The 26,184-nt window shown below is 40.1% G+C and carries 23 protein-coding genes; 9 read left to right on the top strand and 14 right to left on the bottom strand.

Features of this window, described 5'->3' with window-relative positions; genetic code table 11:
- Position 1 precedes the first annotated feature (1 nt).
- The 4 genes from M948_RS27280 to M948_RS27295 form a co-directional block, all read right to left on the bottom strand.
- Positions 2-1,663, bottom strand: coding sequence for a BglG family transcription antiterminator (locus M948_RS27280; protein ID WP_155974759.1), 1,662 nt, complete (start codon positions 1,661-1,663; stop codon positions 2-4).
- 607 nt (positions 1,664-2,270) lie between these two features.
- Positions 2,271-2,471 carry a hypothetical protein gene (locus tag M948_RS27285; protein ID WP_021289584.1) on the bottom strand — a complete coding sequence of 67 codons (201 nt, stop codon included), beginning with the start codon at positions 2,469-2,471 and terminating at the stop codon, positions 2,271-2,273.
- A 121-nt stretch (positions 2,472-2,592) separates the two neighbouring features.
- Positions 2,593-2,871: a response regulator transcription factor gene (locus M948_RS27290; protein ID WP_155974762.1), complete on the bottom strand. Its 279-nt coding sequence runs from the start codon at positions 2,869-2,871 to the stop codon at positions 2,593-2,595.
- Positions 2,872-2,995: 124 nt separating this feature from the next.
- Complete coding sequence (locus M948_RS27295) at positions 2,996-3,256, bottom strand: response regulator (protein ID WP_155974765.1); 261 nt, start codon at positions 3,254-3,256, stop codon at positions 2,996-2,998.
- Between the two features lie 424 nt (positions 3,257-3,680).
- Here M948_RS27295 and M948_RS27300 point away from each other — a divergent pair, with 424 nt between their 5' ends.
- The 3 genes from M948_RS27300 to M948_RS27305 all read left to right on the top strand — a co-directional run bounded on the left by M948_RS27300 (position 3,681) and on the right by M948_RS27305 (position 6,200).
- Complete coding sequence (locus M948_RS27300; RefSeq protein ID WP_021289587.1) at positions 3,681-4,751, top strand: C40 family peptidase; 1,071 nt, start codon at positions 3,681-3,683, stop codon at positions 4,749-4,751.
- Between the two features lie 143 nt (positions 4,752-4,894).
- Entirely contained in the window at positions 4,895-5,029 is a 135-nt protein-coding gene (locus M948_RS43135) for a PspC domain-containing protein (RefSeq protein ID WP_231378655.1), read from the top strand.
- A 409-nt stretch (positions 5,030-5,438) separates the two neighbouring features.
- Entirely contained in the window at positions 5,439-6,200 is a 762-nt protein-coding gene (locus tag M948_RS27305; protein ID WP_021289588.1) for a glucose 1-dehydrogenase, read from the top strand.
- Positions 6,201-6,512: 312 nt separating this feature from the next.
- On the opposite strand, the gene M948_RS43965 is transcribed toward M948_RS27305, so the two are convergent.
- Together M948_RS43965 and M948_RS27315 are read right to left on the bottom strand one after the other, a co-directional pair.
- Positions 6,513-6,809 carry a DUF4870 domain-containing protein gene (locus M948_RS43965; protein WP_081674609.1) on the bottom strand — a complete coding sequence of 99 codons (297 nt, stop codon included), beginning with the start codon at positions 6,807-6,809 and terminating at the stop codon, positions 6,513-6,515.
- Positions 6,810-6,844: 35 nt separating this feature from the next.
- Entirely contained in the window at positions 6,845-7,189 is a 345-nt protein-coding gene (locus M948_RS27315) for a YxeA family protein (RefSeq protein ID WP_021289590.1), read from the bottom strand.
- Between the two features lie 520 nt (positions 7,190-7,709).
- On the opposite strand from M948_RS27315, the gene fabF reads away from it, so the two are divergent.
- The 4 genes from fabF to M948_RS27335 all read left to right on the top strand — a co-directional run bounded on the left by fabF (position 7,710) and on the right by M948_RS27335 (position 14,447).
- The gene (gene fabF / locus M948_RS27320) at positions 7,710-8,945 is read left to right on the top strand and encodes a beta-ketoacyl-ACP synthase II (RefSeq protein WP_021289591.1); all 1,236 of its coding nucleotides are present in this window, start codon (positions 7,710-7,712) and stop codon (positions 8,943-8,945) included.
- A 30-nt stretch (positions 8,946-8,975) separates the two neighbouring features.
- Positions 8,976-10,712, top strand: coding sequence for a class I adenylate-forming enzyme family protein (locus M948_RS27325; protein ID WP_021289592.1), 1,737 nt, complete (start codon positions 8,976-8,978; stop codon positions 10,710-10,712).
- A 33-nt stretch (positions 10,713-10,745) separates the two neighbouring features.
- Entirely contained in the window at positions 10,746-11,225 is a 480-nt protein-coding gene (locus tag M948_RS27330) for an acyl-CoA thioesterase (protein WP_021289593.1), read from the top strand.
- A gap of 264 nt (positions 11,226-11,489) precedes the next feature.
- Positions 11,490-14,447, top strand: coding sequence for a hypothetical protein (locus tag M948_RS27335; protein ID WP_021289594.1), 2,958 nt, complete (start codon positions 11,490-11,492; stop codon positions 14,445-14,447).
- Positions 14,448-14,505: 58 nt separating this feature from the next.
- Here M948_RS27335 and M948_RS27340 read toward each other — a convergent pair whose 3' ends face one another.
- The 4 genes from M948_RS27340 to M948_RS43580 are packed head-to-tail and all read right to left on the bottom strand — an operon-like array spanning position 14,506 to position 19,666.
- The gene (locus M948_RS27340; protein WP_021289595.1) at positions 14,506-15,648 is read right to left on the bottom strand and encodes a mannitol-1-phosphate 5-dehydrogenase; all 1,143 of its coding nucleotides are present in this window, start codon (positions 15,646-15,648) and stop codon (positions 14,506-14,508) included.
- Positions 15,649-16,086, bottom strand: a complete 438-nt coding sequence (locus M948_RS27345) for a PTS sugar transporter subunit IIA (RefSeq protein WP_021289596.1) — start codon at positions 16,084-16,086, stop codon at positions 15,649-15,651. It abuts the gene before it with no gap.
- Positions 16,087-16,105: 19 nt separating this feature from the next.
- Entirely contained in the window at positions 16,106-18,214 is a 2,109-nt protein-coding gene (locus tag M948_RS43575; protein WP_231378656.1) for a BglG family transcription antiterminator, read from the bottom strand.
- Positions 18,215-18,238: 24 nt separating this feature from the next.
- Positions 18,239-19,666 (bottom strand): PTS mannitol transporter subunit IICB, encoded by a 1,428-nt coding sequence (locus tag M948_RS43580; protein ID WP_021289598.1) that lies wholly within the window; start codon positions 19,664-19,666, stop codon positions 18,239-18,241.
- Positions 19,667-20,462: 796 nt separating this feature from the next.
- Here M948_RS43580 and M948_RS27360 point away from each other — a divergent pair.
- Positions 20,463-21,320: a lytic polysaccharide monooxygenase gene (locus M948_RS27360; protein ID WP_021289599.1), complete on the top strand. Its 858-nt coding sequence runs from the start codon at positions 20,463-20,465 to the stop codon at positions 21,318-21,320.
- An 83-nt stretch (positions 21,321-21,403) separates the two neighbouring features.
- Here M948_RS27360 and M948_RS43820 read toward each other — a convergent pair whose 3' ends face one another.
- Together M948_RS43820 and M948_RS27365 are read right to left on the bottom strand one after the other, a co-directional pair.
- Positions 21,404-21,493, bottom strand: a complete 90-nt coding sequence (locus tag M948_RS43820) for a DUF4396 domain-containing protein (RefSeq protein ID WP_306465006.1) — start codon at positions 21,491-21,493, stop codon at positions 21,404-21,406.
- Positions 21,494-21,554: 61 nt separating this feature from the next.
- Positions 21,555-21,962, bottom strand: a complete 408-nt coding sequence (locus M948_RS27365; RefSeq protein ID WP_255326111.1) for a DUF4396 domain-containing protein — start codon at positions 21,960-21,962, stop codon at positions 21,555-21,557.
- Positions 21,963-22,248: 286 nt separating this feature from the next.
- Here M948_RS27365 and M948_RS27370 point away from each other — a divergent pair, with 286 nt between their 5' ends.
- Positions 22,249-22,893 carry a hypothetical protein gene (locus M948_RS27370; RefSeq protein WP_021289601.1) on the top strand — a complete coding sequence of 215 codons (645 nt, stop codon included), beginning with the start codon at positions 22,249-22,251 and terminating at the stop codon, positions 22,891-22,893.
- Between the two features lie 350 nt (positions 22,894-23,243).
- Here M948_RS27370 and M948_RS27375 read toward each other — a convergent pair whose 3' ends face one another.
- Together M948_RS27375 and M948_RS27380 are read right to left on the bottom strand one after the other, a co-directional pair.
- On the bottom strand, positions 23,244-24,263 hold the full coding sequence (locus M948_RS27375) for a lactonase family protein (protein ID WP_021289602.1): 1,020 nt from the start codon (positions 24,261-24,263) through the stop codon (positions 23,244-23,246).
- Between the two features lie 18 nt (positions 24,264-24,281).
- Complete coding sequence (locus tag M948_RS27380) at positions 24,282-26,180, bottom strand: beta-N-acetylhexosaminidase (RefSeq protein WP_021289603.1); 1,899 nt, start codon at positions 26,178-26,180, stop codon at positions 24,282-24,284.
- Between the last annotated feature and the right edge of the window lie 4 nt (positions 26,181-26,184).

Consider the following 26,184-nt stretch of genomic DNA (forward strand, 5'->3'; position numbering starts at 1 on the left):
TTCACTCACCTGTCCCTTTGTGTAATTTCATCTCCGTTGAATATGATTGAATCATTTTGATTAGTTGATGTTTGTCTTTTGTCTTCAGCATACTTTCCTTCATCTCTTTATTAGAAAATAGTCTTGTAAGTTGTGATAATGCTTTTAGATGCTGTTCATTATCTCGTGAAGCTAAAACAACCAGGACGTTTGCAGATTTTCCTAATATGTCAGTGGCTTCTTCCAAATGCAGCATACTCATCCCTGTTTTTATTACTCCATCTTCTGGGTTAGCATGGGGGAGAGCAAAATGATCAGATATCACAATATACGGACCAACCCTTTTAACATTTTCGATCATCTCGACGACATAATTTTCTTGGATATACCCTTGCTTCAACAATGGTTTAGCAGCAATTCTGATAGCATCTTCCCAATGATCCACCCGCTTTTTCAGCACAATTCTATCTGATGGTAAAAGCTTGGCTAGGCCCGGTTTCTTTACTTCATTTTCTACATTTATTGGTGCATGAAAATAACTTCGAAGTTCCTTGGATAAGGATTCATTATCTTGGATGACTGCGTACCTTCGGACAATATCCATCACCGTTTCAACAGAATAAACTTGGTTTTTGGAGGAATGTTCAAACAAACTATTTACTTTTTTCAATAACTCCTCTTTATCTTCATTATCTAAAACAGGATTTACTACAAAGACTGGCACGTCCCTATCCATTAGTGGAATAGTTGAGACAATAAAATCAACATGCAAATCCATTTTTTCATATTCCCTTAATGAGGTTACCCCAATGGTTTCTACATCAGAAAATAGTCCTTCAAGCTGGCTTTCTAATAGTCTTGAAGTACCCAACCCATTCGTACAAACAAGAAGCATGCTTTTACGAGTCGGTTCAAGCATTACACCCTCTTTACGAAGCCACCCTCCAAAATGCATTGTAATCAGAGCAACTTCATTTTCATTCATTGGTTGACCGATTATATTTTCAAAATGATGTACTACTTTTTTCGTTAAATGAAATACTTCCGAATAATTTTTCTTAACCAAATCCCTTAAATCATTTTCTAGTTCAATGCCATATTTAATTCGGTAGAATGCTGGTTTTAAATGAAGCAGCAAGTTTTGAATCATTTGTTCCGGCTCTCTAAACTCAATTGCTGCATAGCGTTGAAAATCAGCAGCCATCTTTTCCACCACATGAAGCAAAGTGGTCATTTCTTTGCTTTCTAAGTGTGTTCTAAAATTGTAATTCACTTTTGCACTGAGCAGATACTTCGCGAAATAATATATTTCATTCTCTGGAATCGTCATATCAAATGTATCAGCGACATGATTACATAGGGACTGTATTCCTTTGTATTCATCCATCGTTTTGATTACTTCTCTTTCAACTGCGTCCACTTCTACAAATGATTGCTGCTCGATTCTCCTCAGGAAAAAATGAAACCAAATGATGATATTATTCAAAAATTCATCGGTAAACTCAACCATAAATCGTTGCTCATATGCATGTAAGGATTGACTTAATAACCGAATTAATGGAATATCGAATATACAATATGGTCCCATCATTTGGTTATCTTCTTTGTTCGCTGTCTCCTCCAGAGACAAGAAACTGTGCCATCCTTCTTTCGGAGTGACGATAGCTAAGAAATGAATCAACAACCTTCTGATATCGTTTTCATTTCCCTCTATAGCATATCCTGTCTTACGATCTGAATAGAAAATTAATTGGTATGTCTATTGAGGCTAGATATTTACCAAAAAGAGGTAGAGAATTTTTTAAAATGATTAACGGGAAAATAGAGTTGATGGTTAATTTTTGTAATTGGTGAGGGGAGAAAGTAATAGCACTATCAATGAGAACATCTTTCGCTTGTGCTCCTCTACCCCCCCATTTTTACGCCAGTGTAGTATATCAATAACATCCTTGCGACATTTTTTACCAATTTCCAAATATATATTGCTAATATGCACCTTCGTTGTGTTCCCTCTTCGATTTGTATTAGGTTGGCAATCTCTTTATATGACATGGAGTAGCCAGCTTTGCCCAAATACATTGCAAAGAGTTGTTTGTTTTTTGTTTCCGACTGTTTAAGTCATGTAAAAAGGGACCTATCAAAGAATCTGATAAGAAAAACTGCTCTTTTTTTACAGTAAGTAATATATCTACGATGTTAATTTTGGTTTGTTCTGTTTTAAAAACTAAGCTGTTCCCACCATATTTGATAATCTCTCCGATCATTTTTTTCGGAAGGCTCGATAAAAACAATTACTTTGTATCATAACCTGATATTCTTGTTAAGGCTTCCATTGTACCGTGTGCTTGTAAATCTAGTAAAGCTATTGAATTTTTCAGTTTCCGCTTTGGCCTGCGTTTTAATTCCTGGAGATTAAACTCACCGTTTAAATGCAAGCGATTAATGATATCGTCTAAATATTTACTAGCGGAAATAGAAATATTTCTTATCATATTATGGCCTTCATTCTTGACCTAGAAACTAGGTTTTTAATGAATAAGTACATCATACTAAACACACAGTCATGTTTTTAGTGACCTTTGGAAATAAAAGTAATAATTCGTGATTAAATTACTAATTTTTATCCAATAGTTGACGAAAACAAGAAATTAGTTGCTTTCGATTATGGATTCCAAAGGTTTGATAGATTCCACTAATATAGTTTTTTATGGTACCTTCACTTAAAAATAATCGTTGGGCAATATGTTTATTTGAGAATCCTTCAACCATTAAAACAGCAATATCTATTTCCCGGTTGGATAATTCAAGACTGCTATTTTGCAATGAATTTTCCAGAATTTCTCGTTTGTTAAATTGTCTTTCCATTATATGTTTAGATAATATACGTGACACTTCTCCTGAGAAGACGATTTCATTTTCGATTACATCTCGAATGCAAGAAATAAATTGATCTCCCTTTAATTTTTTTAATAAGAAACCATCTGCTCCCACATAGATAGCGGAAATGATTGCATCTTCATCTGTAAATGTTGTAAGAACAATAATTTTCGTATTTGGATGATTTTCTTTTTATTTCCACGATTAATTTAATGACATCTGTGTGAGGCATATGGATATCAACTAGCACCAAATCTGGTAGGTGCTCTATAAATCTTAGTATCCCATTCTTTCCATTTGTTGCAGTTGCAACTACTTGTAAGTCCTCTTCGTTATTCAAAAGTGCTTTTACTCCGTCTATAAATAGTTGTTGATCATCTACCAGCATTACGTTTATCATTCCTAATTGCACCTTTTCAAAGTCTCCCCTTACGTTTAATTTAATGGTAACTGGTTATTATATATCCTAAATTATTTACATCATTTTCATTTTATTATTTTATAGGTCTAATGACTCAGTCTAATATATTTAATTATAACAAAGTAATACAACAAAATTACATAAAAATATTAATTTTAAAATTATAAACTGGTGTCTAATTACCCGTACCAATCTCATAGCTTAATTCTTGCAATACCAACCTACGATTCCAAAAGTTCGAAGAATACGACTTTTTAGGTGAAAAGTCACCGTCTTCACCCATTATATTACAAAACAATTACAAATATCCTATAAATCTATCATTTTTTTGTAACAAAAGCTATAATGGAATTAATTTCCTAACACATTTTGACAATTATATTACAGAGGGGAGCAACAACCATTGGCGAATAAAAAGATAATTATGACCGTGACTGCTGGAGCAGCAATTGCCGCATCGATTGTTGCAGCTGAGGAAGCAGATGCTGCATCATATAAAGTCAAAAGTGGTGACTCGTTATGGACGATTGCACAAAAGTATAATACGAGTGTTTCAAAATTAAAATCGATTAATCATCTCTCAAGTGACTTAATCTTCCCAAACCAAATTATTGAGACAGATAAAAAAGGGTCTTCTTCTAACTCAGGCTCTTCGAATTCTTCTAATAATAACTCTAGTAATTCTTCTAGTACATATACCGTAAAGCGTGGGGACACGTTAAGCGGAATTGCATCCAAACATAATATCTCCTTAAGTAACTTAATGAAATGGAATAATTTAAACTCCACGTTAATTTACCCAGGAAATGTGTTTGTTGTAAGTAAGAACGGATCAAGTTCGAATAGCTCAAATAATTCAAGCTCTAATTCAGGATCCGGTTCATCAGGTTCTGGTAACAGCGCTTCGAAAACCTATGTGGTTAAATCTGGGGATTCCTTATCCGTGATTGCAGCGAAACATGGTGTGACAGTTGCTAATTTGAAAAAATGGAATAACCTATCATCTGATTTAATTCTAATTGGCCAAAAACTAAGTATCGGTAGTAGTTCAGGATCTAGTTCAAGTTCGGGATCAGGCGGTAGCTCTAGTGAAAAGCCTTCTAATGTTAGCTATAATGTCGATAAACTTATTCAAACGGCTAAAAGTTATGAAGGCGTAGGTTATGTATGGGGCGGTTCCTCTCCATCTGGCTTCGACTGTAGTGGGTTTATCTATTATGTCTATAAAAAAGCTGGAATGAGCATAAGTCGAACTTCAAGCGATGGTTACTATAACCGATCTTATCATGTAAGTAAACCTAAAGTAGGTGACCTCGTCTTCTTCGCAGGTACCTATCGTCCAGGAATCTCACATCTAGGTATCTACTTAGGAAATAATCACTTCATCCATGCCGGATCAAGTGGTGTACAAATAAGTAGTTTAAGTAACCCTTATTGGAGCAAACACTTCGATAGTTATAAACGCTTCTATTAATCAATTAAATAAGCCTTAGCTCTATATATGGGCTAAGGCTTTCATATTAGATTTTTTACAATGGTTTATAGAAATGTTATGCCAAATCTAATAACTTGGCGGACGGTGGTTTGTAAATTTTTATGTTTAAGGAGTACTTACAAATGAAAAAGTTGCGATCATCCCAAGATAAATCGATCACAGGTGTATGCGGTGGGATTGCTGAAATCACAGGGTTTCTTCCTTTTTCACACGACTCCTCTTCCTATTTACACCGGCATCAATATTTCTCTATGTAATTCTCACTATAGCATCCAGAAAACCCGCGTAAACCACCTTCTATTTAGCCACCATTTTGCTTGGTGATCTTCAGCCAGTCCTATAATTGGTGAATTCGAATTTCTCTCCATTATCAGCTACGACAATATTTCCGAATAAGTTGCAATCCATAATTGGCTGTCTAGCCCAACCAATACTTGCTTCATTTAGACTTCCAAATGCTTCACATAAGGATACTGGATTAATAAGTTCCTGCCATCAGTTACCCATCCTTCAACTTCCTTCAACTCTAGAATACTTTCAACAACAAGATGCTTTACTCCTCTGTATATTTAATGATAGTTATACTATCATTAAAATAGTTGTGTTCTATCATGAGGTGATTTATAGTAAAAATATCCCGATATTTTAAAAAGAAAGGTGATTCGCATGAAACGCTTAGAAGATAAAATAGCAATTATTACAGGAAGTGGCGCCGGTATTGGAAAGCAAATTGCCCGTACGTATGCCCAAGAGGGCGCGAAAGTGGTTATTGCTGATTTTGATGAAAAAGCACTGCAAACAACTGTCAATGCACTTCAAGAACAAGGTTATGATGCTCTAGGCGTCAAAGTGAATGTGGCAGAAGCTAGTGAGGTTCAAGCAATGATTGATGATACTGTTGAAGCTTTTGGCAGGATTGATATCCTGGTAAACAACGCTGGGGTTGGTGACAATATGCAGGCTGCTGCTCATGTAGAAGATGCAACATGGGAACGTGTCATGAATGTAAACGTGAATGGGGTGATGCATACCTTACGTGCAATTATTCCTATATTTATCAAAAATGGAGGCGGTACCATTGTTAATATGGCTTCCATTACAGGACTGACTGGAGGTCGTGGTGGACTTGCTTATACCGCGTCCAAACACGCAGTTGTTGGCATGACGAAAAACGTGGCATCACAGTATGGACCAGAGCATATTCGTTGTAACGCCATTGCCCCTGCACAAGTGGAAACTGAGTTTTCCGCACGGATGACCAATGTTGATCCATTTGGTCTGGAAATAGCTACCCGCGGGGTAAACCTAATGCCTAAAGCTGGACAAGTACAAGATATAGCAAATATTGCTCTATTTTTAGCCTCTGAAGAATCAGCCTATATTAATGGAGTAGCTTTAGCTGCCGATGCTGGATGGAGTGCTTATTAAACTAATTGTATATAATATATCTAAAGCTTTAGCTTTGTTTAAAAGATGCTAAGGCTTTTTTTATGTCTTCTAGACGTATTGGTTTATCTTCAGGATAAATCCCTTTCCATTTCATGAAAGAAACGCATCCTATTAGAATATTTATATTTAAGGGGAAATTGATCAAACAACTGAACTATTTTTCAAACTTTCCCAGCAAACTAGAACAGGATTAATTGATAGGGTCCTTGAAAGGAGTAATATGAAAATATATCATTATTGATATGATGACATGGTACTCCACTCGAGGGCTATTTCATTGTAATTCCTCAGTTAATTCACTATTAATACCTTTATTCCTCTTACAAAGTTCAAAATAAGATAATAGACCCCAATCACGGTGAAAATACAAATGATGATCAACGATGACATTTGGTTCCCACCATTCAATACCAAAACCCCTATACCAATAAAGAAAGATAAATAAGGAACCAAGTGTATCCATAATGATTTTCCTGCATGGTGTCTAACAATTCCAGATGTTAAAACGTATATAATAATTGGAAATAAAAATGGCGCAAAGAAGATACTAAAATAACATAAAGATGATAAAAGTTTTTCTGCCTTCATATGAATCACCTCTCGATGAATTTAAACGTACTTTCTTAGGAATCGTTACCGACGCCCAACAACTGTTGAGGCTTTTTTGGAATGTCATCACGTTCAACCTCTTCATATGTGATAACTTCACCTTTTTTGAAATAGACCCGTAAATAGGCTTCTCTTGTTAAACGATGATTACTCGTAAAGGTGAGTTTTTCATCGTTGCCCTCTTCATTAAAACCTTTCAGTTGATACTTGTATCTAGTATGTTCTTGCTCCGTATACTTCTCACCTTTATTTGAGATTTTCACATAATATTCACTCGAACCAATTGTTTGAATCTCTGACCCACAGGCAGTCAGTAAAGTTAAGCTGATAGCTATGCATACGATACGGAATTGTTTCAATACAAACCCACCTTTCCTAGATTATTAGAAAAGAAGCTAGTAGTGTATGATCAGCATCATCTATGCTAGATTCCCGTCTAATCTGACAATAACTTTATTATGATGGGAAATCACATAGACGAAAATCGATTATTCTTTCAACCTTCATATAAAAAATTACAATTTTGTCATGTTCTATCATGACTGTAGATCAATCTGAGTACCGAAACTATCGAAGGAAACACTTCCTAGGAGGATGAAATCTAGACATCAATAATGATATACTTTAAAAAATCGCTAGCTTGATAAAATGGTAGATTCAGATGGGTTTTTTCGAACCAAGATACACTTTTAGAAAAATCATCCTAATGGTAGTTTATATAAAACATTCTTTATATAGGAAACGTTATGATTTTGGAATAGATAACGATAATTAACGAATAGGGATTACTTGTTGCCTTCAGAAAGTTTGGGCTATAAATTACGTATATGGATAACTGGGAATCAAACAGCATTCATCTATAATCGAAAGGAGTATTATATGAAACGCAGAGTAGTAGTAACTGGTATGGGGGTCGTCTCACCATTAGGTAATGATGTTAATACACTATGGAAACGTACAAAAAACGGAAAGTCTGGCATCAAGACATTAAAAGCAGCTGAGTTTCAAGATATTTCTACTAGAATTGCCGGGTATGTAGATGATTTAGCAATCGATCAATATATGGAGCCAAAAGAACAGAAAAAATATGATCGATTTACCCAGTTCGCCTATAGTGCAGCAATCCAAGCATTAGAGCAAGCGAATGTCGATTTTGAAACGTTAGATAAAGATCGAGCAGGTGTCTATATTGGTTCTGGAACAGGCGGCTTACAAACCGTCTTAGATAATCATCAGACCATGTTAGAAAAAGGAAAAAGAAGAGTATCCCCTTTTCTTATCCCAGCAATGATCCATAATATGGCGAGCGGCTACATAGCTATTCAGACAGGTTTCCGCGGACCAAGTTATGCCGCTGTTTCCGCATGTGCTACAAGTAACCATGCCATCGGCGAAGCCTATACAAATATTGCTCACGGCTATTCCGATGTCATTTTAGCTGGTGGTACAGAGGCAACGATTACGCCACTCTATTTCGCTGGTTTTTCTAAGATGCGTGCCATGTCCACACAAAACGAGAGGCCTGAAAAAGCTTCCCGACCATTTGACCAGGACCGTGATGGTTTTGTCATGTCAGAAGGTGCAGGGATACTATTCTTAGAGGAATACGAACATGCGAAACAACGCGATGCTGTGATACTCGGTGAAATCGTCGGTTACGGAAGCACGACAGATGCCTACCATATCACCGCTCCAGATTATCGAGGAGCAGCAAAAGCCATGCAATTAGCGATTGAACGCGCAGGTATTAACAAAGAAGATATTGCTTATATAAACGCCCACGGAACAAGTACGCCAACAGGTGACGTCTCAGAAACAAAAGCAATCAAGCACATATTTGGCAAGCATGCCTATAAACAATTAAAAGTTAGTTCAACCAAGTCCATGCTCGGTCATTTATTTGGTGCCGCTGGCGCAGTCGAAGCCATTCTTACTATCAAAAGTATGCAGGAAAACATCTTTTTGCCTACCACCAACTTGGAAAATCCAGACCCTAAACTTGACTTAGACTATGTCGCTAATCAAGCTACGGCAGGGGCTATTCCTTATGCCTTATCAAATGGCTTTGGATTCGGTGGTCATAACGCCGTGCTCGCATTTAAAAAAGTCTACTAGGGAAGAAACCATCGAAAGGAGAAGATCAACATGTACCAGAGCAAACCTGAACTTCCATTTCCAACCGCTGCAGAAAGAAGAAAAGAACTAGAATCCAGCTATCCAGCGTGGCCAAGAAATACGATTTCCCGTCACTTTTCCAAGGCGGTTGATCAATATGGGACATTACCGTATCTATACATTCATGGGGAAACCTACACCTATCAAACCATTTGGGATCAAGCGCTTATATATGCAAAAGCATTGGTCCAATTAGGAGTAAAGCGAAGAGATCACATCGCTACAGTAATGGATAATGATGCAACCTATCCATCATTGTTAATTGCTGCTTCCATGCTTGGAGCAGTATTTATCCCAATTAATGCAATGCTTTCCAAAAATGAATTGGGGTATATTCTATCGCAGTCAGACAGTCAATTTCTCTTTATCCATGAGTCTGTAAAAGAAAAACAGCATGGGAAAGCAGTGTCTGAATTACTGCAATCGGATGAATTCCAGCAAAATAGTCAGCTTGAACAAGTTATCTTAATCCCAACAGAAAACAAAATAAAAATGGATTCCCATTTTATTTCTTGGGAGAGATTTGTACAAGGTGCTGAAAACATTCCATATGAACGAGTGATGAACGTATGGGATGCTTCGGATTATCCAGATGAAGTAGCAATTATCATGTATACATCTGGGTCAACGGGGAGACCAAAGGGTGTTATGCTTACCCATGATATGCTACTTCGATGTGCTTATGGAACTTGTATTAGTCGAGCAATAGAAAAAGAGCGGATTACCTTTGCCCCCTTACCTTTTTACCATTGCTTTGCTATTATCGAAGCAATGTTAGCGATGTCCTTTGTTGGGGGATCTTTCGTTTCTGCCTTGGGTGCTTCTCCACTCCGTTCATTAGAATTGATGGAGAAATACCAGGTAAATGACTATCTATGTGTTCCTTCTACACTTGTACCGTTATTAAATCATCCCAAAGTTCATGAATTTGATTTATCACACTTATTTGCCATGTGGTGTGGTGCAGCTCCAGCCCCTATCCCGGTATGGCAGCGCGCTGTGGACACCCTTGGACTCACTGAAATCATTACAGGATATGGCCAGACAGAAGTAGCATCCTCTGGAGTAACAACAGAAATTGGTGATCCATTAGAACGCATTTCTACAAGGGTAGGCAGACCGAAGTTAGCAGGTATTAGCGGCATGCCAGAATTCAATTACCATGCTGTAGAATACAAAACCATTGATCCAGAAACAGGTACAGCTTTAAACAAAGGTTCAGTTGGTGAACTTGCTGTGAGAGGAGTAACTGTAACACATGGTTATTATAAGAAACCAGAAGAAACTGCAAAGACGATTGATAAGGACGGCTGGCTACGTACAGGGGATGTCGGGAGAATTGATGAACTTGGTTACATTCAATTACTTGGACGAAGTAAAGAAATGTATAAAGTTTCAGGGGAATTAGTATCACCAAGAGAAGTAGAAACCGTTATTTCAGAACATCCGGTGGTGGCACAAGTAAGTGTGATTGGTGTACCCGATAAACTTACCACTGAAATTGGCGGTGCCTTTATTGAGTTAAATGATGGAGAATCTATGACCAGAAAAGAGGTCATTCACTGGTGTTCGGAGAAATTAGCTCGATTTAAAATCCCTCGACATGTATGGTTTATAACCACGGATGATTGGCCATTAACCAGTACCGGCAAGGTTCAAAAATTCAAACTGCAGGATATTGCGAAAGAAAAGTTGCAGCAATTGTAATATAATAGCAAGTAGGAAAAAGGAGTAGAAGTTATGACGACACAATGGCATCAGCATAGCATGCGTGTACAATACAAAGATACGGATCAGATGGGAGTCGTACATCATGGTAATTATATTACTTGGTTTGAAGTTGGCAGAACCGAGTGGATGCGCTATTTTGACATCTCCTATCATGATATGGAGGCAATTGGGCTGCTGCTCCCTGTCGTTGATGTACAAGCATCTTATAAACAATCTGCTCATTTTGATGAGCCCGTGGTTATTTTCAGCAAATTAGCCAATTTCTCACCGATCCGTATGGAATTTGACTATGAAGCTAGAAAAATAACGGAAGTAGAATTTACTTCCATGCAAAACAATAAAGTAAGTATGGTAAACGAACCTTATGGCAAATTATTAACCAAAGGCTCCACTACACATATGTGGGTGAATAAGAATTGGAAACCTGCCAAGCTTACTAAAACCCACCCCACTTTATATCAAAAGATTGAACAAATGATGTATTCATAGATTTAGAAAAAGCGACGAGGTATTAACTCGTCGCCTTCTTTCTTTAAACACTATTGTTATCCTGTTATAAGGTCTTAATTTCTTAACAACTGCTTGAACCAATCATCATCTTCGAATAACTCAGCTACTGTATATGTATCTTTTCTTATTTCTTTTCGATTTTTTATAATATATTTCAAACTCTGTTTCTTTGTCCACACTTTACCTTTTATAAATGAATAGTTTATGTTTAAAGGATTTAAGAATGAAGGATGTGTGGTTTTATTGGTACGGAGAAAAAATAAGGAGGCTTATGAAGAAACCAAAAATTTATATAGGCAATTAAACACGAATCTTATTGAGTTGTTACTAGAACTACTATTTAGGGTTATAGTAGAGCCGATCGAAGATATCATTGAGCCAATTATTGATCCCATAGGAGCTACTGGTCCGACGGGGCCGACCGGTGTTACTGGACCTACCGGCGTAACAGGGCCCGCTGGCGACACAGGGCCCACCGGTGTTACTGGTGCTACGGGCGAGACCGGACCGACCGGTGCTATCGGAGCTACGGGTGCTACGGGAACCACTGGCACTACTGGCGAGACCGGTGCCACTGGTGCGACTGGATCTACCGGCGTAACAGGGCCTACTGGCGACACAAGGCCCACTGGCGCTACTGGGCCCACCGGCACTACTGGGACTACCGGTGCGACTGGATCTACGGGCGAGACCGGACCTGCTGGCTCAACGGGACCTACTGGTGCAACAGGGCCCACTGGCGCTACTGGGACTACTGGCATAACCGGAACCACCGGTGCCACTGGATCCACAGGTGCTATCGGACCTGCTGGCTCAACTGGTCCCACCGGTGCAACAGGGTCCACTGGCGTTACTGGAACTACCGGTACAACCGGAACCACCGGTGCTACTGGATCCACAGGTGCTACCGGACCTGCTGGCGCAACGGGACCTACTGGCGAGACTGGTCCCACCGGTGCAACAGGGACTACGGGCGAGACTGGGGCCACTGGCGCTACTGGTGCTACGGGCGAGACCGGACCTGCTGGCTCAACGGGACCTACTGGCGAGACTGGTACCACCGGCGCAACGGGACCCGCTGGCGACACAGGGCCCACCGGCACTACTGGGCCGACCGGTGCTACCGGACCTGCTGGCTCAACTGGTCCCACTGGCGTTACTGGTGCTACGGGCGAGACCGGACCGACCGGTGCTACCGGAGCTACGGGTGCTACGGGAACCACTGGCACTACGGGCGAGACCGGTGCCACTGGTGCGACTGGACCTACCGGCGTAACAGGGCCTACTGGCGACACAGGGCCCACTGGCGCTACTGGGTCCACTGGCGGTACTGGAACTACCGGTACAACCGGAACCACCGGTGCTACTGGATCCACCGGTGCTACCGGGCCTGCTGGTGTTACTGGATCTACCGGCGAGACCGGGCCCACCGGCACTACTGGGACTACCGGTGCGACCGGATCTACTGGTGCAACGGGAACCACTGGGACTACTGGCATAACCGGAACCACAGGTGCAACAGGGGCTACCGGGCCTACTGGTGCAATCGGAGCTACTGGCGACACAGGTTCCACCGGTGTTACTGGTGCTACCGGCGAGACCGGACCTACCGGCGTAACAGGGCCTACTGGTGCAACGGGGCCCACTGGCGCTACTGGACCTACTGGCGACACAGGGTCCACTGGCGCTACTGGACCGACCGGTACAACCGGAACCACAGGTGCTACTGGATTCACAGGTGCTACCGGACCTGCTGGCTCAACTGGGCCCACCGGTGCAACAGGGACTACCGGCGAGACCGGACCGACCGGTGCGACCGGATCTACGGGTGCTACGGGAACCACTGGCACTACGGGCGAGACCGGTGCCACTGGTGCGACTGGATCTATTGGCTCAACTGGACCTACCGGCGTAACAGGGCCTACTGGCATAACCGGAATCACCGGGGAAACTGGGCCTACTGGCGCAACGGGATCTACTGGGGGTACTGGACCTACTGGCGCAACAGGGTCCACTGGCGGTACTGGAACTACCGGTACAACCGGAACCACAGGTGCTACTGGATTCACAGGTGCTACCGGACCTGCTGGCTCAACAGGGCCCACTGGTGCAACGGGGCCCACTGGCGCTACTGGGCCTACTGGCATAACCGGAATCACCGGGGAAACTGGGCCTACTGGCGCAACGGGATCTACTGGGGGTACTGGACCTACTGGCGCAACAGGATCCACTGGCGGTACTGGACCTACTGGCGCAACAGGGTCCACTGGCGCTACTGGACCGACCGGTACAACCGGAACCACCGGTGCTACTGGATCCACAGGTGCTACCGGGCCTGCTGGCTCAACTGGTCCCACCGGTGCAACAGGGACTACCGGCGAGACCGGACCTACCGGTGCGACCGGATCTACGGGTGCTACGGGAACCACTGGCACTACGGGCGAGACCGGTGCCACTGGTGCGACTGGAACTACCGGTACAACCGGAACCACCGGTGCTACTGGATCCACAGGTGCTACCGGACCTGCTGGCTCAACTGGTCCCACCGGTGCAACAGGGACTACCGGCGAGACCGGTGCCACTGGTGCGACTGGATCTATTGGCTCAACTGGACCTACCGGCGTAACAGGGCCTACTGGCATAACCGGAATCACCGGGGAAACTGGGCCTACTGGCGCAACAGGGTCCACTGGCGGTACTGGACCGACCGGTGCCACTGGGCCTACTGGCGCTACCGGAAGTACTGGATCTACAGGCCCTACCGGCACTTTCTCTACAAGTTATGGCTATGTTTATAATACCGGATCTCAAACGGTAGCTTCTGGCGGTAGCGTTGTATTCAGTACAAGTGGTCCGTTAGCTGGCGGAATTGCCCATACTCCAGGAACTGCAGCTATTACTGTTGCAAACAGTGGAACGTATAAAATTTCATATGAAGTTACGGTATTACTTTCAGGAACAAATAATGCTGTAGCTTATGCAACTTTTTTAAATGGTACCGTTCAAAGTTCTACCATTTATGGGCAAGCTGGTGGATTAAATAGTACAACAAGGTTAATAGTAGGATCTGCTATTTTGACAATTCCTAGTGGTGCTACTATAACGCTTCGGAATGTAGGTACAACTGCTGACACACTTGGTACAACAGCCGATGGTCAAACGATAGTTAATGCTTCCTTTCGCTTAACTCGAATTAGTTAACCATGCCATGCTAATAGCTTAGTAAAAGAAAATCCCGGCCAATAAGCCGGGATTTCTTTTACTTATTGATTTCCTTTATTACTGCATCCACTAACGGATGTTCTGCCGATAGTTCTGCAACTATTTGCAATGCGTTAGCATATCCTTCTTTATTCACTAAAACTTGTAACTTCACTGCTTCTTCGTCTTGAATATTACCATAGGTGAGAGCAGCTGCAATGGTTTTTACAAGATAGCTTGGAATTTTTCCAGTTTTTTCCATATAAAGTATAGCTGGTCGTATCAATCGATCCCTAGCTCCAAGCTTTCGGATCGGACCTCTACCTACTCTAGTCACTTCATCAGAAATATGTGGATTCTTAAATCGTTCGATAATCTTCGAACGATAGGCAGCATGCTCGTGACGGTTAAATCCATAAAATTGAATCAACGCTTCACCGGATTCTTGTAAAGCACCGTCAATGATGGCTTGAATTTCTTCATCCTGCATCGCTTCATAAATCGTAGGATACCCTTTTTGATGCCCAATATAAGCTGGAACAGCATGTCCTGTATTTACGGTAAATAATTTTCGTTCAATATATGGCTTCAAATCCTCTACATAGGTAACACCATCAATTACTGGCGTTTTTCCTTTTAATGCAGGTTTTTCAACAACCCATTCATAATACGGTTCAACAGCGACTTGTAATCGATCATCATTCACTTGATTTGGGACAATCCGATCGACAGCTGCATCTGGAAAACCTACATATTGTTCAATTGTATGCTTTATTTCTTCCGTTACATGTGAAAGAACTTCTTCTTTTAATAACGTGCTTCCACCAAGCATATTCTCACAAGCAATAATATTTAATGGTTGAGCATTTTTTGCAACTCTTGCTTCTAATCCAGTAGCTATCAACTTGGCAATTACCTTTAATATGGTTGGTCCAACAGCTGTTGTGACGATATCTGCCTTTTCAATGGCAGCAACAACATCTACAGGGTTGGTTACACTGTTAATCCCCGATACTTGCTTCACCACTTGCTTTTTCTTGGTTGCTCCAGCAAGAATGACTTCATATTGATTTTCCTTATTTAATCGGTCGATAACTTCCTGGTTCACGTCCACGAAGATGGTTCGATACTTTGCTTCATAGAGCAATGCTCCGATAAATCCTCGACCAATGTTTCCTGCTCCAAAATGGACGGCTAACATTTAATTCACCTCATTAAATAGGCTGATAATCTCATCCTTCGAGGTTGCTTCTAAGATATTATCAATATTCACTTCTTCAGAAAGGATGATAGCTATTTTTGAAAGAATTTCTAAGTGTTCGTCTCCTTTTCCGGCAATGCCAATTAATACTTTAACGATATTACCGCCGCCGAAGTCCACACCATCTGGTACCGTAACAACAGAAATACCTGTCTCTTTAATTTCTTTCTTGCCTTCTTCTGTACCATGGGGAATAGCAACATAATTGCCCATAAAAGTGGAGGTAACCGCTTCTCTTTCCAGCATTTTATCTATATAACCAGCATTAACGTAACCTTGATCGACCAAAATTTGCCCCGTATGACGGATGGCTGCTTCCTTACTTGTAAGTTGCGCATGTAAATCAATTGTTGCTGGGCTTAATATTTGTTTTGTCATAACGTGATGCACTCCCTTTTTAATGTATATTTTTATCCTGTAAGAACTGCTGAAACTGCTCCGATAAGAAGTTCTTCAGCTCTATTTCTTTGCCTAATTCAAAGCGATCGATACTTTCTTGTCCTTGAATAATAATTAAACTACTCAAAAAGCTTAATACTTCTAAGACTTCCTTATGGGTTACCTGTGGCGCTGCCATTAACAGAAGACGCGTGATTTGCATATCTTCGCCATCCATTCCTTGTACGGTCACTGGATGAGCAAGCTCATAGATAAAGAAAACGGCGTCACTCACATCATTTGAACGGGTATGATACAGGGCTAAAGCTGTATTCGGAATACCTAGACCACTTTGTTTTGCCCGCTCTATTAATTTCTGGTAAACTGTTTGCTTATCGGTGACATAACCTTGCTTTTCTAAATCCGTACATATCGCATCTAGCACTTGTTCAAGGGTTAAGTTATCATCCACCTGTTCGATATGGAAGGATTGCAACAGTTGTAAAACTGTTGTTGTGTAAATTTGTCTTGACTCTAATTTTGTAATAAAATCTATTCCCGTTTGCTGTGATGGCTGACGAGCTCTGGAAGGTGTGTAAGTCACTTTTTTCTGCCTTATTTTCTTCTTCACTCGATCTGCTTCAGCTTGCGATAACATTGGGGAAGCAAGCACATAATCTACATCATACCCTTTTAACGGTACGGTCGATACGATCACGTCATACGCAGCTAAATCCGTATTTGATAAGTCAAAAATCGATTTATTATCCACTTCTTTTATTTCTGGAATACGCTGCATTAAGGTTGTGGCTAATAACTTTGCGGTCCCAATTCCGCTTGAACAGATAACCAATGCCCGTACCTCTAATTTCATTTCTCCATATAGTAACACCGATGCAAAATGAAGCACGAGATAGCCAATTTCATCATCTGGAAAATGGATCTGGGGAAATATTTTCTCCACGCCTTCACGTAGTAACTCGATTAAAGCTTTATACTTGCTTGCAATCTCATCATAGATAGGGTTTTTTATCGTCATCCCTTGCTTTAATCGATAAATCGCAGGTCGCATATGAGTAACAAGATCATTCAATAATGACATATTATTTGTTAAGTCTACTTGTAATTGATGACCAATATATGCAATCAATTGTTTTGCTCGATAAACGATGTCTAAATTGGAATCCTCAAGTACATAAGCTTGGTCAGCGCGTAATTTTGCACCGAGTAAATGCATGGTAATATAGTCAATTTCCTCATGAGGAATCTCAATAGTTAAGGCTCCTTGTAAATTTCGAAGCATCGCAGCAGCAACTTCATATTCCTTCGTTTCTTCGAATTCCTTCCTTGGATAAGCCTGGTCAAACATAATTATTTCTCCTTGTTGCAGGCGCTCGATGGCCAATGCGAGATGAACAACTAAACCAACATATGCATTATCTGCCAATTCGTAAGGTAAAGATTTGCTAGCTTCTTGCACACAAGCCTCGATCATACTTAAATTCTCTAAATTTACAAAACCCAATAACCGATTGGAAACTGCATCTAGTGGTTGGGTACGTTGCTTCATCGTCTCCTTGATTAATGGCACATATTCAAAGAGATCGACATATCGATTAATTAAATAGCTAATTGCTGCACGTTTGTCGACCTCATTTCCAGTGATTTCGACCCCATAGCCCCGTTTTCGAATTAACGTTAATTGATAATCATTTAGTTCCTTCTCCATTTGATCAAGATCATGACTAACTGTAGCTATTGTCACGTTTAGATCATGTGAAAGGGTGAACAGTTTGATCGGTTCATTTGCTTGCAATAAACTAGCAAGGATGATAGCCTTCCTTTCTTCCGGTGTATACTCCGATACTGTCCCTCCATTATTTAGTGCTTGATCTAGATCCTTTAATTTACCTAAATCACCAGTCATTCGGATACCGAATCTGGTTTTCTTTTCAATGGATAAGTTATAATCAACTAGTGCCGCTTCCAAGCTTTTGAGATCTCGATGAATCGTGCGTTCACTTACAGTTAACTTATCAGCCAGTAGTTTAACTGGAATCGGATCTTTACTTTCACGTAATAAGGACAACAGTTTTCTTTCTCTGGCTGTAAGGTACAATCTGTTCACCCCCTACTTATTAATTCGTTACGTTTATTTACGTAAGCGCTCAACTAGTTCTGCATATTTTGGACTATTTAAGAAGTTTTCAACCGAAATATGTTCGGCATTCGGTCTTTTTGCTTTGGCACGATCGGTTAAATCTTTATGGGTAATAATAATATCTGCATCATCTGGAATCTCGTTAATCGCTGTGTTATTTACATCAATGTCAATCGATGCATCAGCGAATTTCTTCTTCAAGAGGGAAGCTCCCATTGCACTAGAACCCATTCCTGCATCACAAGCAAAGATAACCTTATTGACATCTTCGGTAGGCTTTTCTGTATTCCCTTCTGTTTCCACCGTTTGCTCCTCTGTAAGATTAGCTGAAACAGAGCTTTTCTTGCCTTTCATTGCTTCCATTTTGTCAGTTGCTTCTACTAAATCTTCTTCGTTAGTCTTACTAGTTTTCAAGATAAATGCAGCGATAATGAAGGACACAACTGCTGCGATTAAAACACCAGCTGTAACAGCAAAATAACTTCCTTGGGCTGTCATTGCGTATATCGCGAAAATGCTACCTGGAGATGCCGCTGCTCTTAGACCTGCATCAAGTAAGTTAAAGGTAAACACTCCACTCATACCACCAGCAATTACAGCGAGGATGAGTGCTGGCTTCATTAGCACGTATGGGAAGTAAATCTCATGAATTCCACCTAAAAATTGGATGATTGCAGCACCTGGCGCAGAACTTTTTGAAGCACCTCTGCCAAAAATTGAAAATGCTAATAAGATACCTAATCCAGGTCCTGGATTTGCTTCTAATAAGAAGAGAATCGATTTTCCAGCTTCTGCTGCTTGTTCAACCCCAATCGGACTTAAAATTCCATGATTAATGGCATTGTTTAAGAATAAAATTTTTGCCGGTTCTATAATAATACTGGTTAATGGAAGTAAGCCAGCAGCAATAATTGCTTCTACTCCAGCTGCTAACGCATTATTCAACCCTTCGACCACTGGTCCAATTGCTAAAGCAGCAATAATTGCCAAGCCAGCTCCCAAGATACCAGCAGAGAAGTTATTATAAAGCATTTCAAAACCAGAACGAATGCGATGCTGCAGCCCTTGGTCAATTTTCTTCATGACATAACCAGCCAATGGACCCATCACCATTGCCCCTAAGAACATTGGAATTCCGGCTCCTACAATAACTCCCATGGTGGCTGTTGCACCAACAACTCCTCCACGGAGGCCGTGAAGCATTCGACCACCAGTAAAACCAATTAACAGCGGTAATAGATAATTAATCATGGGATCAACTAATTGTGCTAAGCTTTCATTTGGCAACCATCCATCTGGAATGAATAAAGCAGTAATAATTCCCCACGCAATAAATGCACCAATATTCGGCATAATCATACCACTTAAATAACTTCCAAAACGTTGGACTTTGGCTCGAAAACCTTTATTTTCAGCCATTGATAAACACTCCTTTCACGGACTTAGGATGTCCTTCTATTTATAGATTTAATGTTTTTTATATCGAAATTCCTAATACAATTTTACTGTCCAAGAAAGGGCTTTCTCAATGAAATCTAAATATAATTTTGTCATCTCCATTGTTGACATGATTAAAATACGGAGGCATATTTCATTTGCACTCTGATATTGATTATACTTTCCTTGGACTCATCTAACTTGGCAAAGCTAGCATCACCTATGTAGAGCCAGTTCCCTTCAATTTAGGGGCTCTGCTTTAATTCATCTTAAGGAAACTCCCGAGAACGAAAGACATCCCTCCTGTCTAAACAAAGGCATTATTATGTTAGGATGACCATACCAGTTTATAATTAATTCGAAGTCTACAGCCACATCATAAATTCCTGAAAATTGGTAAATATGAACTATTTTAAGAAATTATCTACTTTAGGCAGGTCTTTTTCATCAATTATCTGTAAATTCTTAACCTTCTGTTGATATTTGTATCTACTTATGTATACTTGAAGTAAGCGAAAGGTTATGACAAATATTAGAGAGAGGAGGATAAATTTGTATACTTTGTTACAGTTGTCTAGACAGGAGCAATAAATCAAGAAACCAACATTATGTACACCTCCCCCTTAATTATAAGAACGTATTGCTCTTCTAATAACTCAGCTATTCTATGACAACAATCCGTTTATAAAATATATCAAGTTCTTATTCTATTCAATCACTGCTCTAATTTCATTTCACCCGACCTTTCGCACCATTTACGTTTTCAAGGAGGAATTAAATGAATTTACTAACATCCGTTCCGAAAACATTGAAAATCACTTTAGGTGCTCTGATTATGTTATTATGTTCCGTTGCTTTTGCTAATTCTGTATCCGCACACGGATATGTTAATAATCCAGAGAGCCGTAACTTATTATGTGCTGACGGAGCCAACTATGACTGTGGTGCTGTGATCTATGAACCGCAAAGTCTTGAAGCTCCTGGTAATTATCCAGAAGGTGGTCCTCCAGATGGAAAAATTGCCAGTGCAAATATCTTTCATGAACTCGATGCTCAATCGGAAGATCGCTGGGCGAAGGTTCCCATGTCAAGTGGTGCTTTTACATTCGAATGGACACTAACAGCTGCCCATGCAACAGATAAATGGGAATATTACATCACAAAAGAAGACTGGGATCCAAATGATCCTTTAGAACGTTCTGATTTCGAACGATTCTGCTCCATTGATGATAATGGAGATCGCCCTCCATTTACAGTTAATCATGACTGCGTGATTCCAGATAGAATAGGGTATCATGTCATCCTTGCTTACTGGGAAGTGGCTGATACAGCAAATGCATTTTACAATGTAATTGATGCCAACTTCGATGGGGAGTATGTAGAACCTGGTGATCCAGGAACTGGCGAACCTGATCCCGGAGAACCAAGTGATGCTCCTGCCTGGGATGCAAACGAAACTTATCTAGGTGGAGATCAAGTAACCTATAATGGAAATATTTATGAAGCAAAATGGTGGACCCAAGGTGAAACACCAGGTGAAGCTGAGGTTTGGGAGCTTGTTAGTGAAGGAACAGCATCCTCAAACAATACCAGTTATCTCACTTACTTTTACTCACTTGGCACTATTTTGAAATAAAAGTTATCCTTAAAAAAGACCCTTTTCTTATTAAGAGGGTCTTTCTATCTTTCTAATCCGATGGTTTTAATAGAATTCCTGACTCACGTCGCTGCTTTAATGTTCTTCCGTACTAGAATCCAATTAGGAGGATAGCTTGTAAGAAAACCTAAAACCATTGCAATTCGCATCATATATCAATAAATAGACTCGGTTGATTTACTGGGTAAATAGGATAAAATGTACAATTACCATCTAACCAAACATTCCAACTTCAAATGCAATTAGAGAGATTGAATCTGACTTAATGGCTGCCTTAATGGAACCCATCCTTCCCTGTGCTTCGTTCATTGGATAGATGGTATAAAATTTAAATATAATACCAACTATGTAGGCGAGTATAAATTCTACTATTAAATGAGCAGATAAGGTGGAGCCTGCAATCGTTACAGTCCAAACAACAAAGGGAACACCAACAGCATTATCTCCGACAGTGCAACCTGCTGAGCAATGACTGGTAGAAACAAATACTTTAGCGGTTTGATGGCGGTTGTCTTGAATATCTATATTTTTATTCGACCCCCATCTAAAATATGTCCACAGCGCCAATGGACCCAAAAACCATCCATTTATTGGCCAAACCACATCCATGATTTCCATCATTTGCGGATGCCTAATAATACCCATAATTATAATCAAAGAACAGAAGAATCCGATTGCTAAAAAAACTCATGAAATAATGGCTAACATTGTCCCCCTCCTTTTATTGACTAGCAGTAATATACCCTCATACAGAAAGTAGAAACGTAGCGCGTGAATGGTTTTGGACCGATAGATATTCTCCATGTAGAACAGAATGGCATTTAAATTATGGTATAATCAACCCAACGTAACAGCATAGATTTACTACAGCAGCTTTGCACCAAATCTATGAAAAGGATCGTTGCATATGGACAAACATACTTCGGATACATTTCGAAAACGGATCGAAAACTTTTCTTACCATTATAAATATCATACGATTGCTGCTATCTGTTTGCTTCTCCTCGTATCTTCACTTGGCTATACCCTTATCGAAGGCCAAATTGCTAAATCAAATGAGGCAAACAAAGCCCCGGCAGATTTAGATATTATGTTGTTTGGTAATTATCAGGAAGAGGATTTCTCCTCTATCGAACAACGGGTTCAAAAATCATTCCCAAATTGGGAGCGTATTCATATAAGGCTTGTGTATGTACCTAATCAAGTAAACGCAACAGAAGATATGGCAAATTTTCAACAAGGTCAGATTGCCATCAAGGAAAATAAGCCTGATATTTACATTTTTGACCTTGATTATTTTAAACGCTTTGTAGAGGATGGACCTTTTCTTTCATTAGAACAATTAGCACTTCCATCATCTGTCACGCTGCTTTTTCATCAAAAGGAATCAGATACGAAGGAACACCCATATGGTTTGGATCTAAGTGATCATCCTTTGTTTTCAGGATTAGCAATTGCGTCAGCAAGTAAAATCGCAGTAATTCGAGAAGATGGAGATAATCGCTCCCATGCCGAAGCCTTATTCAAAGAACTTTATAAAGAAACATACTGAAGCATTGATTTTTTCGATAAGCTGCGTTCATAATTCAGGAGCGGAATATCCCGATTTTCCGCGGACAAAGGCCAGAGCTTCTTTGCAAAAATCAGGTTCAACGAATTCGAAGTCGCTCGTTTTTCCAAAGGAATGACGGGCTTTCGCTTCATCGGAATCAACTTACATCAATAATCAGGTTCACGTAATAAGCTAGATTGTTGCCTAGATATATGTAGACATTCTCCTCCATTCTCTTCTCTTATCCAATTCTTTAAGTCACTGCTAGAAAGCATCTTGTCGATGAGGCTAAAAAATGGCCGCCGAGAGTTTCTCAACAGCCGAATTGCAATCACCCCAAACTTTTATCATCACTTGACTTTGACACAGACAGGTGCGTCAATACAATACTCAATCCCTGAATATCTAGGGATACCGTTCGTTCCAATTTCCATTAATACAATTGAATTGCTATGCTCATTTGCAATTAACATCCCATTTTCATCTGGAGTAAGAGCAAAACTTCTCGGCCAATCTCCTACTGTTGATACATAATCAACCAACGATAAAGTTCCATCCTTATCCATTTTAAATATAGCAATACTATGATGTCCTCGATTGGAGGCATATAAATATGATTTTTTATGGGCAATATGAATATCTGCCCCAAAATTATCCGCTTCAAAATCAGCAGGTAGACTGCTGATTTCTTGGACGAGTTGTAAGCCTGTTATGCTTTCATTGTAGTGGTAAACGCTAATTTTTGAATTAAACTCATTCACGACATACAGCTTCCGATGATTTATTGCTACGGCTACATGCCTTGGGCCTGACTTTGGAACGGTATCAAAGCTATTGATGAGTTCTAGTTTTCCATTACGAAAGCGGTATAGATATAATTTATCTAACCCTAAATCAGTCACTACATATTTATGAGTATAGGGAAGGTGTACAATGGTATGTGGATGTGAACCAGCACCATACTCCTGTTGATCCGTTAGTGGACCAATTGCACCATCTTCCTGTAACTGATGCACGGTCGTTGTACCTTCTCCATAGTTAACAGTTAATAAGTAGCTTTCTGTTTCATCCATGGTTACATAACATGGACCATTTCCATAGGTGCTTTGATAACTTTGTTCTGTCAAATAAGCATTATCTTCCCTTATTAGATACGAAACGACTTCTCCTTGATCTACTTCACTTACTGCATAAAGTAACTGTTGCTGCTTATCTATCGTTAGGTAAGAGGGGTTTTTAATCCCTTTTGCGGTCGCTTTTAGTTTCAAAGTCCTTGCCTCTGTATCTAAGGATAGGATTTGTATGGAAGCATCTAACTCCTCTCCATACGTCCCTACATATACATGATAAGGATTCGCTTTTGTTGTCATAGACACACTCCCTGTTGATTATATTGGAAGCACATGGAAGAATACATTTGGTGTAGCCATGCGATAGTAATAACTAGACCAGCCAATTGCAGTTGAATTTTTAATATCATGATAATATAGACGTTCTTGTTCGAGCTCATCAATCATGGCAATATCACCTTGTAAATATTGATTAATCCGATGGATCGCTGTATCCAATCTTGACTTTAATCCACCATAACGTATATCAATTACTTCCCAGCCAAATGGTTTATTCATAGATAACCATTGATAGCGATGAGCAATGCGTAACTTTTCTGCCCTCTCCAAAATTTCTGGCAAAATCTGATCGGCTATTTGTTTTAATCCTTCTTTATTGCCTGCATCATAGACGGCCTTTAGTTCTACACCAATCGTCGCTTTCAAACTCAATAGTTCTGCTAATTTCTGAGGTACATCAAAGATAAAATCCAATTCATGATCCGGGTTTCGTATCGCTAGGATTTTTTGCGCTAGTTCTTGATAATGTGAATAAAGATCAAGCCCTTCTACATGTTTATCAAATACGCCAAGTAATACATCTTGCCAAAGTAAAAACTTAGAAGGATTGGTTTGTTCTTTATTATCTTTTGCTACTCCAGGAATGGCATCTAATTGATTTAATAATAGGAAGGCTCCTTCCTCTATACCTGTAATAAATTTCACCCGCTCCGTCACTTTCTCTCGATCTAAATCGTTAGTATACGCATGCTCGGCATATAATTGCAAACCTAATAAAGCAGAATAATAATTATTTTCATAGCCATCATCTCCCCAAAGGGTTACAAATACATCTTGAATCCCTTCTTGCTTACATGCTTGTAAGGCTGCATGACTTGCATCTAGGGACAATCCATAATTCGTTGCAAATGTATTCCAAACCCATATACCTCCAGCAAAAGCAGGGTTCCTTCCAAAGGCCTTATGCTTTCCCATCATAGCTAGGTAATCTTCTCTTTTTGTATGGGCATAATCCCAATACATTAACGTAACATTCTCAGGTGTTGCTTCAATGATTTCTTCAGGAATTTCTGTAGCAGGATCATAATGAGCATCTCCTGTTTTTGATGCTAGCTTAATAAACATATCGCTCCACATGAATGGTTTTAACCCATTTGCTTCAACGATTTCTAACACACGTTCCAAATGCTTGGTCATTAATTCGAGACGATCCTTATAACCAAATTTATTCAAATAGACCCCTCTGCCCAATTCTTCCGCCTCGTCCATTCCAATATGGATACGTGAACTACGAAACGGCTTGGATACCGTTTCAACCATTTCTTTTACAAATTGGTACGTATCTTCACTTTCAACTAGCAGTACTCCACGTGTATCTTTTAATCTAGCGGCATCACTCCACTTCAAAAACTCTTCCAAGTGTGCCAGCGTTTGAATACATGGAATAACTTCAATTCCAAATTGATCTGCATAGTCATCAAGCGCTTTTAATTCTTCCTGGGAATACCTCCCCCGCATATATCCAAAATAGGGCTCGTTTTTTATTTCATATAAATCTTCCATATAAATCATGGCGGCATTAAAGCCCATTAATGCTAATTTACGAAAGATCCCCTTAAATTGATCTACTCTCATCACGGCATTCCGTGAGACATCAAACATTGGACCAATCGTGTCAAATTGCGGCTCTTCTTCTAAGAAAAATGCCTCCTTCTGTGCATAATTCTGGAAAAATAACCCTAGCCCACGGAAAAAGCCTGCCTTTTCCCCAAATACAATTTTCGCTCGTCCATCTTCATATGAAACGGATAATTGGTTATCTGCTTGCTCGATATGTATAGGAATTCCATCATCTGTCAATTTGAAGTTTAACTCTTGCTGCAAGGCATGAACTCCTGATAGTACTGCTTCTGTATCTCCTTCTAATTTGAGCTTCATCTTT

It is taken from the genome of Virgibacillus sp. CM-4 (assembly GCF_000445495.1).
In the GTDB taxonomy this organism is placed as follows: Bacteria; Bacillota; Bacilli; order Bacillales; family Amphibacillaceae; genus Virgibacillus; species Virgibacillus salexigens.

Coding starts and splice junctions, on each gene's coding strand:
- M948_RS43580 (WP_021289598.1), bottom strand. CDS start 19,666: ATGGCTGAAAATAAAGGTTTTCGAGCCAAAGTCCAACGTTTTGGAAGT.
- M948_RS27375 (WP_021289602.1), bottom strand. CDS start 24,263: ATGACAACAAAAGCGAATCCTTATCATGTATATGTAGGGACGTATGGA.
- M948_RS27380 (WP_021289603.1), bottom strand. CDS start 26,180: ATGAAGCTCAAATTAGAAGGAGATACAGAAGCAGTACTATCAGGAGTT.
- M948_RS27330 (WP_021289593.1), top strand. CDS start 10,746: ATGACGACACAATGGCATCAGCATAGCATGCGTGTACAATACAAAGAT.
- M948_RS27325 (WP_021289592.1), top strand. CDS start 8,976: ATGTACCAGAGCAAACCTGAACTTCCATTTCCAACCGCTGCAGAAAGA.
- M948_RS27295 (WP_155974765.1), bottom strand. CDS start 3,256: ATGATAAACGTAATGCTGGTAGATGATCAACAACTATTTATAGACGGA.
- M948_RS27285 (WP_021289584.1), bottom strand. CDS start 2,471: ATGATAAGAAATATTTCTATTTCCGCTAGTAAATATTTAGACGATATC.
- M948_RS27370 (WP_021289601.1), top strand. CDS start 22,249: ATGGACAAACATACTTCGGATACATTTCGAAAACGGATCGAAAACTTT.
- M948_RS43135 (WP_231378655.1), top strand. CDS start 4,895: ATGAAAAAGTTGCGATCATCCCAAGATAAATCGATCACAGGTGTATGC.
- M948_RS43820 (WP_306465006.1), bottom strand. CDS start 21,493: ATGATGCGAATTGCAATGGTTTTAGGTTTTCTTACAAGCTATCCTCCT.
- M948_RS27345 (WP_021289596.1), bottom strand. CDS start 16,086: ATGACAAAACAAATATTAAGCCCAGCAACAATTGATTTACATGCGCAA.
- M948_RS43965 (WP_081674609.1), bottom strand. CDS start 6,809: ATGAAGGCAGAAAAACTTTTATCATCTTTATGTTATTTTAGTATCTTC.
- fabF (WP_021289591.1), top strand. CDS start 7,710: ATGAAACGCAGAGTAGTAGTAACTGGTATGGGGGTCGTCTCACCATTA.
- M948_RS27305 (WP_021289588.1), top strand. CDS start 5,439: ATGAAACGCTTAGAAGATAAAATAGCAATTATTACAGGAAGTGGCGCC.
- M948_RS27365 (WP_255326111.1), bottom strand. CDS start 21,962: ATGATGGAAATCATGGATGTGGTTTGGCCAATAAATGGATGGTTTTTG.
- M948_RS27340 (WP_021289595.1), bottom strand. CDS start 15,648: ATGTTAGCCGTCCATTTTGGAGCAGGAAACATTGGTCGAGGATTTATC.
- M948_RS27360 (WP_021289599.1), top strand. CDS start 20,463: ATGAATTTACTAACATCCGTTCCGAAAACATTGAAAATCACTTTAGGT.